Below are 14,795 nucleotides of genomic sequence, written 5' to 3' on the forward strand. Positions count from 1 at the left end.
CTAAAACGTCGCCCCCGCAGCCAGACGCCGGACCTCCACCGTGCCGCCGGAATCCAGCAAGGCCACCAACCTGTGGATTCCGAATCGGGTGCGGAACTTAAGCGCCCGCTACCCTTGAGGCTCAAGCCCCACGATCATCCTCTCCAAGTCAGGCAACGCTTTCGTCACCACCTCCCAGACGATCTCCAGGTCCACCCCTGCGTAATCGTGCACGATGCGATTGCGCATCCCGGCCATCTGCGTCCAGGGAATCCCCGGACTCCGCGCCCGATACTCGGATGGAAGCTGCTTCGCCGCCTCCCCAATGATCTCGAGATTCCGCACAACGGCGTCCACCGTCCTTTCATCCAGGAGAAAGTCCTCGCGGCTCATTCCATCGATGTAGCGGGCGATCTTCCCCATCGCCGCGCGCATGTCCTCCACAAGGAATTTCGCTTCACGCTTCGACATCCACCAGCTCCGGCTTGATCCGTTCCCAAAGCCCAGGCTTCAGCGCACGACGTGAGACGAGGTCAACGCTCCGGCCCAGCTCTGTTTCGAGGCGCTCCGCCAAAGTCACAAACTTCAAACCGATGGAGGGATCAACCTCAACCAGGATGTCTATGTCGCTCCCAAGGCTGTCATCTCCCCGCGCCACGGAGCCGAACACGGCCATTCGATGGACGGGAAACTCCCGCCGCAACGCTGGTAGCAAGGCACGCAAACGGCCTACCGTCGCTGCGAGTTCGCGTTCCCTCTGAACCACAAGATGAAGCTATCCCTCTCGAATGGGTCCTCCAAGCCAAAGCTGCTGCAGCCTGTCTGAAAACTGGAAGGGGCCCTGCGACGAGGAGTTTTGGTTTGGGCCAAGGCGTCGAGGCCGGCGCATCCCCACAGCGGGATGTAACGGCCGAGCCAATGCCGGCCCAAGCCAAAAGGACCGCCGCCCGGAGGGTTTTCGAGGAAAAGGCTGGAGTCCTACGGAGAAACGATTTCCGGCTTGAGAAGGCGCAGTTGCCGAATCCTTGAGGGACGCACCGTCCGAAGGATGGGATCGGCCTTGCGGTAGAGGTCGGCCAAGGAGCTGGCGTCGAGAGGCACAAGGCCTCCCTTCGCGTTCAGCTCGCCATCGAGGCAGAGCTGGGCCATCGCCAACAGCGATTCAGAGTCCGGGATGTCTTCCGGCGACGCCAGACGGATGACCGTCAGCCTCCCATCGTCGCCGGATGCACTGTCCGCAACCGGGGGGTCCACGATGAGGAAGTGCCTTCCGTCCGTCGAGAATTGCGGGAACGCGAGCGGGCCGGCCGGTATCGGGTCCATCAATGGGGTGCCGGAGTCGGTGTCCCACAGCCAGACGATCCCGCCCCCGGCGCTCAGCAGCTGGCGTCCGTCCCGGCTGTACCGCAGGTGATGCGAGCCCGTGCTCGCCGCGAGTTCCCGTGGATCGGGATCGCCACCGGGAATCTGCCACCGCCGGATCGAATGGTAGCCACATGTGAAGAGCTCTGATCCGTCCGGGTGAAAGGCCAGGGCGAGACCGTTGAACGCCGTCTGAATCATGGGCGTCAGGGGCTGGCCATCCGACGCGCGCCACACCCGGGCCGTCCGGTCCTGGCTCCCGGTGGCCACCCAGCGGCCATCCTGACTGAACTGAATGGCGTTCACAGGGCCGGTGTGCGCGAGGAGGTCGGGAAGTTGCTTCCAGGTCCGGGTGTCGTAAAGCCGGGCAATCCAGTCTGCGGCTCTCAAGGCGACCCGGCTTCCGTCGGGGCTGAACACAAAGCGTTGGGCTCTCGACACGTCAAAAACCGCCTCCCTTCGCGGCGGTTCAGCGGAAATGTCCCAGACGTGCGCCTGTGTTTCGGTCGCCAGGATCAACTTGTGTTCTTCCCGGTCGAAACCGAAGGCCGGGACCAGTCCCCGGTCATGCTGCAAACGACGGAGAGGAGCCCCCGGATGGGTCACCGGGATCAACTGGGCCAGCCCATTGTTGTCGCGAACCATCAGCCAGCGGCCCGAGGGACTGAAGTCCAGGGAGCGGATCGGGGCATCGGGATGCAACCAGGGTTCAAACGTCGCCTCCGCAGTCAGGCGACGGACCCCCACCGTGCCCGCGGAATCCAGGATGGCCACCAACGTACCCGTCGGGGATGCGGCCCACTTCACGACGTTGGTTTGAACCAGCATCACCGGATCCGCTTCGAGCTGCGGGGGCATGCTGAAAACGTGAGCCTTGCGGTCCGAAACTGGAGCGGCGACGGAACGACCATCCGGGCTGAAACGGATCTGATAGGCGAACACCCCCATTTTCACCGGTTCCGGACGGCGCCGGTCCGGCTCGGCGGGGAAAAACCACGCAACGCCGTCGCCCATGGTGAGTGCAAGGTCTGAGTTGACCTCCGAATACGTGAGATCATCGGTGAACCTCCCGAGATCGAGGTTTCGGCGGGTGGGTTCACGAGTCCGAAGCGAGTATTCCCCAAGCCATCCCTCATGGGTGGCGATCGCGACGTGTTCGCCATCCGGGGAAATTCGAGCCGCCTGGATCGTCTGATTGGTCCAGGAAAACTCCAAATGATGGTTGCCGGACAGCGGATCCGTCTCAAACCACACCCCCTTGTCACCCACCAGAAGAACACCCCGCCCATCCGGCGAAGCCTCGATCCACTTCAACGCCCCGATGGAGGAGTTGATGGTCGCCCGGGGACCGCCGCCCGCGGCTTCCAGGAGCGTGGCCCGGCCGCTCCCCCCGGCGGCCACGAGGTGCCGCCCATCGCTGGAGAAGCAAAGCCGGTGTGGGCCGTCCTCGAGTTCGGTTTCCCAGGCCAGGGTGCGTTCCCCGATGCTCCAAACCGAGAGCCGTCGTCCGGAATCGGTCGCCGCCAGCGTCGTGCCCGATGGCGAGATCGCCGCCTGTCGTGCCTGAGGGAATTGGGTCCATGGGCCATCCACCCCGGTCAATCCAGGAAGACTCCAGACCCGGAGGCGGCCGTCGGGATCCACACATACCAGGCGGGCTCCGGTCCGATCCATGACGATGGGTGCCACGGAAATGTCATGCGGCACAGTTCCGAGATGCGCCCCGGTGCCGAGGTCCCACAGGTGGACGCTGAACGGTGATTCCACGGACGCCGTGAGCAACTGGGTGCCGTCCGGGGTGAACGCCGTGCTCCAGACTTCGTGGGTATGGATCAGCGGGGCCAGCCGGCGAAGCGGATGATGCCGTTCCAGAAGGGTCATCCACAGGCGGGCGGCCACCAGGCGGTTCGTGGGATGACGGCGGTGGAGCAACGTCAAGTCGTGGAGGGCATCCCGGCGAAACGCGTTCGTGGATTTCACCTGAAACTCCTGAAGGCTGCGGCGGATGTCCTGACGCAGCAGTTCGTGATTTGCCCGTTCCGATTCACCGAGGAAGCGTTCCGCACGCTTCAGTTGCCACCAGGTGGCCCCCAAACCCGCCAGCACGCTCAGGAGCACCGCCGCACCGGCTGCGGTCGCCGCCCGGTGCCGCACGATCCAGGCCGCGGCGCATTCGAGCAGTGTCGGAGCCCGGGCGACGATCAGCTCGCCCCGCAGCAGCCGTTCGAGGTCCTCGGCAAGTGCGGCCGACGACGGATAGCGCTGGCGGGGATCGCGATTCAGGCACCGAAGGCAGATGATCTCCAGGTCCCGAAGGAACCGGGATGGACGGCTCCCGGTCCCGGAGTCCGCATCCGCGGATCGGGTCTCGCGCCGGACCCGCAGGGGACGGGGGAGCTCGCCCTGGTCCACTTGACTGAGAAAATCTGCGAAACCGGAGGTCACGTAGGGCGGCCGTCCGGTCATCAGCTCAAAGAGCACCGCGCCAAGGCTGTAAATGTCGGAGGCGATGGTGGCCGCACGGGCGCCGGATCGCGCAATCTCCGGAGCCATGTAGCCGCAGGTCCCCACCGGTGCGTGACTCAGGGTCAGGCCCAGGTCCAAGGTGGCCAGTTTGGCGAGTCCGAAGTCGGTGAGATGCGGCTGACCGCGCTCATCGAGCAGGATGTTGGACGGCTTGAGGTCGCGGTGCAGGACACCCCGCTGGTGCGCGTGATCCACCGCCCGGGCGACCTGTGCCATGAGGCGGGCGGCATCGGACGCGGACAGTCGGGATTCCGCCAGACGTTCCGCCAGGGAGCCGCCCGGGATGAATTTCAGGGCGAGGTAGGGTTCAGCGGCGGAATCCCCGACATCGAGGATCGGCACAATTCCGGGGTGATCGAGTGATCCCACCGCCTCCGCTTCAATGCGGAGGCGGCGCCGGGCGTCGGCCGTCGCCGTGCCTCCCGCCTGAATCACCTTGACCGCCACCACCCGACCCAGCCGGGGATCCCGGGCCAGATACACCACGCCCATCCCTCCGGAACCCAGTTCGCCCAGGATCTGGTACGGACCAATGGAGTCCAGGATGGGTGTCACAGCAGGGAGGAATCAGCCCGGTGCGGATCACGTCGGGCTGTCGGGGCTCCGTGGGACCAGGGCGAGGAGGTGGCGCATCTCCGCCTCGTCATCGCCCGGGAGTGCGATTTGCCGGACCTCGGCGTGGAAGGCGACCGCATAGTCGTTTCGGAACTCGAACACCCGCCGCTTCAGTTCCCGTGGCGCCATTCCCAATCCGGGGGCGAGGGCTTCATAGGCTCCGGCCTGAACGTCCGAGAAGAGCAGAAGCGCCAGCTGCCGACCCACCTCCGGGGACGACGTCGCCCACCCTGACAGCAGCCGGGCCAACACGCGGTCATGAATCGCGCGGGCGACGTCCCGGTCCAGATCCAAGGCCACCGAGGATTCGGATGCGGGAAACTCCGGAGCGTCCGGACTGTCGAGGGGAACCTCCTCGCCCCGGATGCGGCGGATACGGTCGGCCAGTTGACGGCGAAGGCAGGTCAGAAGCCAGCTTCGGAACCGGGCCTCGCGGCGTTCAAAGTGACTGAGGCGTTGCCCCGCGAAGTGACGGGCCAGAAAGGCCTGGGACTCATCCTGAGCATCCTCTGCACTCAGCCCGGCGCGTCGAAACCATCTCAGGATCGGTTCCCGATACAGTTCGCAAAGCCGGGCCAGGGCCTCCTCTGCGTGCGCCGGCTCCGCCGCGACAGCACCCGAGACGACACTCCACAGCGTCGAGGGAAACAGGCCTGCCGCAGCGGGTTTCGCCTCACCGATTTCGCTTTGGGTCACTGCCATACGCCGGTCGGATGCTGCCCGGGCGGACACCACCAAGGGCGCAGGGATCCCACGCCTGCCGGGTCTTGCCCGGATCCATTTCGGAAGGTCAATGGAGGTTGCCACCCCATGGTGGGACAATCCCGAAAAGCCCTCCGCGTTCTGGCGAGCCTGCAAATGAGAAGGGGCGATTTCGGCGGGACGGATCCTCCGGGGTCGCATCGGGTGGCCATCCAGTCCTCATGCTGGACGAAATCCCCCGCATGAAGGCCTTTCCGGTCAAAGACCGAACCGAATCCCGCGATTATCCTCCATGAGGTCAAAAGTTCAGGCGCGACCTCAGTCGCTCCCGGCAGCGGCTGCCTCCTTCAGGCGCCGGATCACCGTGCGGTGGCGGTCCTCGCCGGTGATCTTCCGGCCCTCACGGTCCGCCACGTAGAAGGTGTCGGCCGCGGCACCCTTTTCCGTCACGATCTTGGCCAGGCCGACATCGAGCCCGAGTTCGTGGAGGGTGGAGGCGAGCGAAAACAGGAGGCCCACCCGGTCTTCGGCTTCAACATCCACGATCGTGTAATCCTCGGACTCGCGGTTGTTGAGCCGCACCACGGTGGGGATGCGCTCCCCGATGGCCCGGTAGAGCGGTGGGTAGGCGGGTGCCTTGGCCAGCGCCCTGGCCACATCCTGGCCCCGGGCGAGCACCTCGATCACCAACCGCTCAAACCGCTGCCGCGCCGGTGCCTCCGGGAGCCGTCCTGTGCGCGCGTCCACCACCAGAAAGTCGTCCAGCACGATCCCGTCCTCCCGCGTGTAGATCTGGGCGGCAAGGATGTTGAGGCCCGCTGCGGACAGGGCGCCCGCCAGCTTGGAAAACAGGCCGGGGCGATCCCAGGTGCAGGCATGCACGGAGGTGTAGCCCCGGTCGGGCTCGTCGTGCCACAGCAGGGCCGGCTCCAGTGCGCGATCCGCCTCGGTGAGCTGCAGATGCATGAACCGGTGGGCCAGGGTGAGGTCGCGCGCGATGGCCCGGGCATCGTGGATCAGGAAGTAGCGGGACGGCATGCCCTCGAAGTGGGCATCAATCTCATCGCGGACGAAGGTGCGCGGCAGCAGATCCTCGACCTCCTCGCGCAGGAGTTCCCGCTGCTTGCGTCCGACAAACGTCGTCCCCCCGGCGAGGCGGACGCGGGTCTTGTGATACAGCGAACGGAGCAGCGAATCCTTGAACCCGTTCCAGAGGGTGTCGCTGGTCCCGGTCGAGTCGGCAAAGGTGTGCAGGGTCAGCATGGTCAGCGTATCGAGGTCCTGCACCTCGTCGGCCACATGGTTGATGACCGATTCATCCTCGAGGTCCCGGCGCTGGGAGACTTTGACCATTTCGAGATGCAGCTCGATCAGCTTGCGCAGCGTGTGGGTGGTGGTGCCATCCAGTTGCAGCCGCCGGGCGGCCCGCAGGGCCAGTTCCCCGCCGACCAGCTCATGCGGCCTCCCGGGAAACGCCTTTCCGGAATCGTGCAGCAGGAGGGCGAGGTACAGGATCTCCGGGCGCTCCACCTGCTGCAGCAGCGGGGCGTAATGCGCGTAGGGTTGTTCGTCCGCGCCGGACACCTGGTCCAGCCGGGCCAGCGCAACCAGCGTGTGCTCGTCCACCGCGTACTGGTGATAGAACTCATGCTGCACCAGATTCGTGAGCCGGCCGAACTCGGGGATCAGGGCGCCCAGAAACCCCACCTCATGCATGGCGCGCAGGACCGGGGCAACGCTGCCGCGTTGACGCAGGATTTCCAGGAAGGTGCTGTGCACCCGGGGATCCCGTGAAAACGCATTGTTCACCCGTCCTTCCTGCACGAGCTGCCGGAGCATCTGGACCAGGTCCGGATGCAGGGTGAGGCCGCGGCGCTGGAGGTACAGGAAGGCGCGGATGATGCGGTTGGGGTCGTCCCGGAAGATGGTCCGGGACGGCGCGTTGAGCTGCTGGCCCACGATCCGGAAGCCGTCCAGCTCCAGGGCCGCGGGCACCGCGGCGCGCCGGCCCCACCACGCACGCAGCCCGCGGGCCGGCGAGGGCACCAGTGCGAGCCGCTGCTCCAGCATCCGGGTGATCAGGTACACGTTGCGGGCATGCGTGTAGTAGTCCCGCATGAAATGCTCCACACGCAGGCGCGCCGACCGCTCGGTGTAGCCCAGACCCGACGCCACCGCAGGCTTGACCGCCGCCGTCAGCACATCCGTCGAGGTGCCGGCGGTGTAGTGCAGCTCCGTGCGGGTCCTCAGCAGAAAATCGTAGGCGTCCTCCAGGCTCCGGCGGTCCCGGACCCCGAGATGCCCGAGGCGCTGCAGTTCGGCCAGACTCCGATACCCGAGCTTCACCGAGGCCATCCAGAGCAGGTTCTGGTAGTCCCGCAGTCCCCCGCAGCCGTTCTTCACATGGGGCTCCTGCATCGCCGCCGAGTCGCCGTGCCTTGCCCGCCGTTGGGCCTGGTCTTCCAGACGCTCCTGAATGTAGGCGTCCTCCCGCCCGCGAATGCACCGGGCCACAAACTTCGCCTCGAACTGCTTGAAGAGCGCCTCGTCCCCGGTGATCAGACGCGCTTCCATCAGCGCCGTCTTGGACTGCATGTCCCCGTTGGCGAGGCGGATGCAGTCCTCGACGGTCCGGGTCACCGGCGGCACCTTGAGAGGGATGTCCCACAGGGTGTAGAGCACCCCGCTGGTCCACGCCGACAGGTCCTTGATCACGTCCTTCCCGCCCTCATACAGAAACATCAGATCAATGTCGCTGAACGGGTTGAGCTCGCGGCGTCCGAATCCCCCGTACGCCACGAGCGCCAGCCGATGCCGCTTGCCGGGCAACGGCAGGGCCGCCTGAACCGCCTCGAACAGGTAGCGGACCAGCAGGTCCATCATGTCGGCCCTTGCATGGCACATCGCCACCCCGCCGCCATCCGCCCGGTGCAGAATCCGCAGCCGCGCCGTCTCCTCCTTTACGAATCCGCGATAACGCCCCAGCTCCTCCGAGGGCTTGCTGCCGGGTGGCAGTCGAAGGCGGTGCTCCGCGTTGGCTTGAATCCTCTCGAGCAGGGATTTCACGTCGTGCCCAACACGCTGGCGGGCGTGGCGTTTCAGGCAAAGCGCAATTTGCCATTCCGAAGTGCCATTCGTCCCGCGCCCTGAACATTTCCAGACAGGGTGTCCGGTTATGAACACGTTCACGGACGCGACGGGACCAGCCGCGGCGCCAAACCGGCCAATCCGTGCCCGGATGCAACCTTGGCATCATCCCTGCGTCTCCGCGCCTCCGTGGAAAGAGCACTGTCAGCCGTAACCCGATTGCCGGTGCTACCTGCCGTCCCGATCCTCATGGTTGGGACAACTTCTCCCTCCTTCCACCCCGAACGCGTGCGGCGAACAGGCCGTTCGTGACTTCCACTGACCATACTGGCCCGGCGGCCCCGCTTCCCACGGGCCGCCGGGTTTTCTGCTTTCGGGGAACCCGGTGTGTGCCGGCCGTGGAGGTCGCGGCGTCACATCACGTGCGGCTTCGGGCCACCAGCCATAATCCAGTGGCGACCAGAAGCCCGTTGAGGATCAACAGCTCGAATCCGAACTGGTAGCCACCCAGCCATCGCGGGGCGTTGGCATCAAGCACCGCGCAAGCGAGCGGGCCGGCCATGCAGATCCACGGGACGGAGCCCGGGCGCACGCGGACCCGCGTGAACAGCCCCAGGGCGAACAGGCCGAGGATGGGCCCATAAGTGTATCCGGCCATGGAGAGCACGAGCTGGATGACCGAGCCCTGGTTCAACGCCTTGAACACGAGGATGGCGGCCAGCAGCACACCGGCGAAGGCGGCGTGGGACACGTGACGTTGAAGGGTCTGCGCCGCAGGCGTGAGGTCGGTTCGCCGTTCGAAGCCCAGAAAATCAATGCAAAAGCTCGTCGTGAGCGTGGTGAGGACCGAGTCGGCACTGTTGAAGGTGGCGGCGGTGAGGCCGAGGATGAAGACAAGGCCGGCAGCCGGGCCGAGGTGCCGCAGGGCAATCTCCGGGAACAACTGGTCGGATTGCGCGGGCAGCATCAAGTCCCGCGCGACGACGAATTCGTGAAGGAGGACCCCCAGGGCGAGAAACACCACATTCACCGCGACCATGATGACCGCGAAGCAATGGAGGTTCCGCTGGGCCTCTCCGAGAGACCGGCAGCTCAGGGTCTTCTGCATGTTGTTCTGGTCGAGTCCGGTCATCACCACCGCGATCGCCGCCCCGCTGGCGAACTGCTTCCAAAAATAGTTGGGAGCCCGCCAGTCCCAGAAAAACACCTGGGACAGCGGACTCCGAACCACGTGCCCCGGCAGCTCGGCGAGATCCACACCCAGCGACCGGGCCAGGAGTCCGACCGAAAGCACCACACCCAGCACCAGAAGACCGCTCTGCAGCGCGTCGGTCCACACCAGGGTCCTGATCCCACCCCGCCAGGTGTAGCCGAGGATCAGCAGCAGGATGGCGGTCACGGTTGCCCAGAACGGAATGCCAAGGGCTTCGAACACGAAGACCTGGAAGACATTGGCCGCGAGGTACAGGCGGGCCGCCGCGCCCAGGACCCGCGAGACCAGGAAGAATCCGGCGCCGGTGAGCTCCGCCGGACGGCCAAAGCGATCCCCCAGATAGCTGTAGATGCTGGTAAGGTTTCGCCGGTAGTAGAGGGGCAGAAGCACCTGGGCGATGACGAGGTACCCCACCACGTAGCCCAGGACGACCTGCAGGTAGCCGCACCGCTGAACGCCGACCTGGCCGGGGACGGAAATGTAGGTGACGCCGGAGAGGGAGTCGCCAATCAGGCCAAACGCGACGAGGTACCAGGGGGAGCGACGGTTGCCGAGGAAGTACCCGGCCTGGTCGGCGTGCCGCCCGGTCCACCAGGCAATCACGGCGATCAGCCCGAAATACAGGACCACGCAACCCAGAATCCCCCAGGAGGTCACAGACGTGAGGTTCCTTCCGACCGGGCCGCTGGCGCCACGGGATTCCGCACCCGGCTGCGGGGGTCCCCATCCCTACCCCAGTCCCTGTCCCGGGGACAGGGGTGGCAACCGGTGCGGCAGGGAAGCGCAGGTCACGTCCAGCAGGGCCTGACACTCCTCCGCAGGGAGGCGGTGGCTCCGTTCGGCGGCGGTGACGAGGCCGGCGAGGATCTGGGTGGCAAAATGCAGCAGTCCCTGCCGGAGCGGCAGGTGATACACGGCGAGGACAACGCCATAGACCACCGGGTGCCACGCGTGCGCCCGGCCGGCCTCGACCGCATCGAGATAGCGCTGGATGACACGCTCGTGGCGGAGTCCGCGCAGTTTGGACAGCTGCCGTTGTCCGACTCGAAAGCTGGCTTGTGCGAAGCCCGCCGCACCGATCTCGCGACCCCAGGTGGCATCCAATTCCAGCAGTTCACGGACGTGGCCCAGTCGCGCCAGTCTCCACGCCTCAACAATCACCGGCCATTCCCGGGTGCACAGGACTTCCGAGGCGTGTCGGTTCAGCAGGGCGCCCAAGGCCCCGACCGTGGACGCGGTGGCCAGCCCCGCAGTCCAGCCCGGCGAACCGCCAAAATCGGGCGCCGCCAGTTCACCGGCCAGCGCGCGAAGATTTCCGGACATCGCCGGGGGCCCGGACACCGGGTCGGCGAATTCCAGGTGGGGTGGAATCCCGTTCACCGGATGAACCTAGGGAGATTCCTCCGGGAGGCGAGCGTGAACTGGCCGGCGTCGGGTGGTCCGTCCCGGTTGGCGCAAGTCCGCACCCTCGCGCCAATCCCGACGCTCCACCTGCGCCCGAGGGTTGCCTCGGCTCTCCGGCGGTTGCCGGCGGTTCAGTCCGGACTTGGAGACCAGGTCGCGTCCGGATCGTACCGCTGCATGCGTCGGGCAACCGCCGCGGTCCGCGGGCCGAGGTCCTTTTGGTAGACCACCCCCTGCTGGTTGACCACAAAGGTCATCACCCCCGTCTCGCCGTACACCGCCGGCCACGCCACCAGTGCGAAGCCACCGATCATGTTGCCATTGATCACATAACTGTAGCTGCCTCCGGGTGCGTGCGGTCCCTGGCGGGTCAACACCTTGAAGTAGTAGCCGTGGAACGGGGGGCGGGGGCCTTCGGCATCCGCAGACATCCGGTAGCCGGCGGCCTGCGCGTCAGCCACCAAGGGGCCGAGGGGACTGAGCTCCAGATCATCACCCGGCGGCCAGTAGAGCCCGTCCCGTTGCCCGGGACGGCTGCGGATTCGTTGCGCGTACTCCAGCACCGAATCCCCGTCCCGATCCCGGCCGGCGTACTCACGTTGCGCGGTCACGTAGGTGCGCACCACGTCCAGGACCGCGAGTTCGTTGCGTCCGATGCGGCGGTTGAGAATCTCCTCACGCCCGGCGGCGGCATCAAACACCCACCAGCCGTCGCGCTCGACCAACGGCACCGGAAACGGGATGAAGGCGTCCCCGATCTCCAGCACACGCCGATCCGGGGCCGTCGCGGTCAACCGGTGTGCCGCACCGTACGCCGTGGCGAAATCCCGCAGTTCCTTGGCGCCCTCGACTGGGTCGGGATTGACCAGACCTTCCCCGCCGGCGCCAAACAGCGCCACGATCCCCGGGACGTCGCCGGCGGCGGCCAGGAGATCCAGCGAAGCGGCGGCGGCTTCCGGGGTCGGATAGCGCGCGGGGGCGTCCGCCGCGGTCACCAGGAGCCCGGCCACCATGATTCCAAGCAGGGCGACCCGGCGCCCGCTCGCGGGCAGGCCGGTTCGCCCTGCACCCTTCCATGGATGGATTTTCATGTTCATCGCCTTCCCCCCCGCCCGCCACCGCCTCGTGCACCCCCCTGAAACCCGCCACGACTGGCGGCACCGCGGTTGCTGTAGTTCTGAACGTTGCCTGAGCCGCCGTGGGAAAAGGCGCTGGAGGCGCTGTTCCCTTGAGACCCAAACGCCGGGGATGAGGTCATCCGATTGCCGGCACCGGTGCCCGCACCCGGATAGACCGCCTCCGGACCTGCGCGGCCCGGGTAGGCCGGTCGCGGTGCGGGAGCCCCTCCGGAGGGATACGAGGGCCGCGGTGTCGGGGCGGCGGCCGCGGGTCGGGAGGGAGCCGGCTGAGGCGTGGGTCGTGCCGCCCCTTGCCCCCCGCCCGCGGTCCCCCGTGCAGGAGCCGGCTGCGTCGAGGCCGTTGGGCCACTGCTCCCCCAGCCCCGGCTCGCCTCAGCCGGAAGCGTGGAGGGCGCCCCTGCGGACGCCAGCCGACCGGAATCGGGCTGCCATCGCGCCGGCGTCTGAGCGGAATCATAGGGACGGGCTGCGGGGGGGCGGGTCCCCGGGGGAGGATACCCCGGAGGCCGGTACCCTGGCGGAGGCGGACGATACCCCGGCGGCGGATAGTAGGGGGGAGGACGGTAATAGGGTGGCGGAGGGTAGTAGTAGGGCGGACGCCAGGGCCCGACATAGACGCCTCCGTAATGCCAGTCGCAGTTGTTGGCGATGATGGCGCCCACGGCGATGCCGGCGCCAAACGTGAGCAATGACTGCGCGGGACTGGGAGGCGGCGAAGTGTACACCACCGTGGGACTATACGTCGGCACGTAGATGACCTGCGGACTGGCCGGTTGGATTTCCACAACCGTGTTGGTCACATAAACGATCTGTTGCTGGTAGGTCCGCTCCACCACCGAGTTCGTCACGATCACCACCTGCTGGGGGGTGGACTGGAGGTTCCCGAGAGCCTGTGCCTTTTTTCTGAGCGTCTGGATGGCGTCCATCACGTCCTGCGGCTGCGCAACGAACGCCTGGCCCAGATCCACCGTCCACCCGAGGTCCTTGTTCAGCGTCTCCACCACCGCTGGAAACGCCGCCAGCTCCTTGACCTTGGGGTCCCAGGGTTGGTCGCGGACCTGGGCGCTGCCGTCGGGGGACTGGAGCATCCGGGCGAGCTGAACAATCTCGACGGGATACGCGGCCGCCGGAAGCAGGGTGGCGATCAGCGGGTCCGGGTATAGGGCGATCGGGGCGACCAGCGTCTCGAGTTCCGAGGCGCTGCGTCGTGGACCCGCCGACGGCGGCGGTGCGGCCTCTGATGTCTGGCCCCGGGCCGGCAGCCAGCAAACCAGGAGCAGAAGAAGGACACTGCAGAGGCGCCGAGAGGGGCGGTGGGGCGAGGGCATGATTTGCTGTGGTCCGGCAGGGTAAGTGGTACCGCACGGCGAGTCCACTGATTGCCTGCGGCTCGCCGGTGCGAATCGCCTCCCGGCGGGCAACATCGGTTGGACCTTTGCCCAATGCCGGGAAAGGCTCGATCCGTGAGCGCATCCGCAGGTCCACCCGCCGACGTCCTGGTGCTGGGCCTCGGAGGCATGGGCAGCGCCACCGCCTGGGAACTCACACGGCGCGGCGCCCGTGTCGTCGGACTCGACCAGCACGGCCCCCTGAACGACCGGGGATCGAGCCACGGCCGTACCCGCGTCATCCGGCAGGCCTATTTCGAGCACCCGTCCTACGTGCCATTGCTTCGCCGCGCCTACGAACTGTGGCACCACACCGCCGCGGCCGCGGAATGCGGGCTGCTCACCTTGTGTGGAGGCCTCATGATGGGGCCGCCCGGGTGCGAGGTGGTTGCCGGAAGCCTGCGGAGTGCGCGGGAACACGGGCTTCCCCATGAGGTGCTGGACGCGTCGGAAGTTCGGCGACGATATCCGCCCATTCAACTCCCCGCGGACCACCTCGCTCTGTTTGAAACGCAGGCCGGGGTGGTGCATGCCGAGCGGGCCCTCCAGGCCCACCTGGATCTTGCGATGGCCCTCGGGGCCCGGCTTGAGTTTCGCGAACCAGTGCTGGACTGGGGGGTTGATGGTGAGGGGGTGCAAGTCCGGACCGCCCGGCAAACGTGGCGGGCGGCGCGGTTGGTGATCACGCCGGGACCTTGGGCTCCGGCCGTGCTGCCCGGGTTGGGCGTGGAACTTCGGGTGGAACGTCAGGTCCTGTATTGGATTCAACCAAAGGACGGCGTGGATGCCTATCGTCCCGGACGATTTCCCATCCACGTTTGGGAACCGGGTGGCCGCCTCATTCCCTACGGCTTTCCGGCGCTCGATGGACCCGACGGCGGGGTGAAGGTCGCACTGCATCAGACGCCGGAACCCGAATGGTGCACCCCGGAGAATGTGAATCGCAGCATCCGGGCCTCCGATGTGGCCCGCATGCGGCACACGATCCGCACCCTCCTGCCTGGCCTGGACGGGCCCCTCGTCCATGCCGTCACCTGCCTCTATACGCACACGCCCGACGGACACTTCCTGATTGGGCTGCACCCTGAATACGGCGATCGGGTTGCTTTGGCGGCGGGGTTCTCGGGACACGGATTCAAGTTCTGCAGCGTCGTGGGCGAAATCCTTGCCGACCTCGCGCTCACCGGCCGTACCGACCACGACCTTTCCCTGTTCGCCCTCGACCGATTCGCCGCCGGTCGTGTCCCGGCGAAGCCGGAACCGCCGGGTTCGGAGTCCGGCTCCCGGAAGAACTGAGCACAGAGGGACAGGTCAATTGTGGCTCCCCCTTCTGGTCAATTGTGGCTCCCTTCTGCATGCACCGGCGTCTCCAGCAGCCCA

At 66.7% G+C, this 14,795-nt stretch carries 10 protein-coding genes; 1 reads left to right on the forward strand and 9 read right to left on the reverse strand.

Going from position 1 to position 14,795, the window contains the following annotated elements:
- Nucleotides 1-108: 108 nt before the first annotated feature.
- From KF791_19270 to KF791_19310, 9 genes are all read right to left on the reverse strand, one after another.
- On the reverse strand, nt 109-450 hold the full coding sequence (locus tag KF791_19270) for a DUF86 domain-containing protein (protein ID MBX3734722.1): 342 nt from the start codon (nt 448-450) through the stop codon (nt 109-111).
- Nucleotides 437-655: a nucleotidyltransferase domain-containing protein gene (locus tag KF791_19275; protein ID MBX3734723.1), complete on the reverse strand. Its 219-nt coding sequence runs from the start codon at nt 653-655 to the stop codon at nt 437-439. Before KF791_19275 ends, KF791_19270 begins: the two co-directional genes overlap by 14 nt.
- Before the next feature lie 302 nt (nt 656-957).
- On the reverse strand, nt 958-4,422 hold the full coding sequence (locus KF791_19280) for a protein kinase (GenBank protein MBX3734724.1): 3,465 nt from the start codon (nt 4,420-4,422) through the stop codon (nt 958-960).
- Nucleotides 4,423-4,449: 27 nt separating this feature from the next.
- Complete coding sequence (locus KF791_19285; GenBank protein ID MBX3734725.1) at nt 4,450-5,184, reverse strand: sigma-70 family RNA polymerase sigma factor; 735 nt, start codon at nt 5,182-5,184, stop codon at nt 4,450-4,452.
- A 318-nt stretch (nt 5,185-5,502) separates the two neighbouring features.
- Nucleotides 5,503-8,250: a [protein-PII] uridylyltransferase gene (glnD, locus tag KF791_19290; protein ID MBX3734726.1), complete on the reverse strand. Its 2,748-nt coding sequence runs from the start codon at nt 8,248-8,250 to the stop codon at nt 5,503-5,505.
- A 439-nt stretch (nt 8,251-8,689) separates the two neighbouring features.
- Complete coding sequence (locus KF791_19295; protein ID MBX3734727.1) at nt 8,690-10,141, reverse strand: sodium:solute symporter; 1,452 nt, start codon at nt 10,139-10,141, stop codon at nt 8,690-8,692.
- Between the two features lie 72 nt (nt 10,142-10,213).
- Complete coding sequence (locus KF791_19300) at nt 10,214-10,864, reverse strand: hypothetical protein (GenBank protein ID MBX3734728.1); 651 nt, start codon at nt 10,862-10,864, stop codon at nt 10,214-10,216.
- 155 nt (nt 10,865-11,019) lie between these two features.
- Complete coding sequence (locus tag KF791_19305) at nt 11,020-11,979, reverse strand: DUF2950 domain-containing protein (protein ID MBX3734729.1); 960 nt, start codon at nt 11,977-11,979, stop codon at nt 11,020-11,022.
- A 2-nt stretch (nt 11,980-11,981) separates the two neighbouring features.
- On the reverse strand, nt 11,982-13,355 hold the full coding sequence (locus KF791_19310) for a DUF3300 domain-containing protein (GenBank protein ID MBX3734730.1): 1,374 nt from the start codon (nt 13,353-13,355) through the stop codon (nt 11,982-11,984).
- Nucleotides 13,356-13,469: 114 nt separating this feature from the next.
- Here KF791_19310 and solA point away from each other — a divergent pair, with 114 nt between their 5' ends.
- The gene (solA, locus tag KF791_19315; protein MBX3734731.1) at nt 13,470-14,711 is read left to right on the forward strand and encodes an N-methyl-L-tryptophan oxidase; all 1,242 of its coding nucleotides are present in this window, start codon (nt 13,470-13,472) and stop codon (nt 14,709-14,711) included.
- Nucleotides 14,712-14,795 lie beyond the last annotated feature (84 nt).

The sequence above is a fragment of the Verrucomicrobiia bacterium genome (genome assembly GCA_019634635.1).
Taxonomy (GTDB): domain Bacteria; phylum Verrucomicrobiota; class Verrucomicrobiia; order Limisphaerales; family UBA9464; genus UBA9464.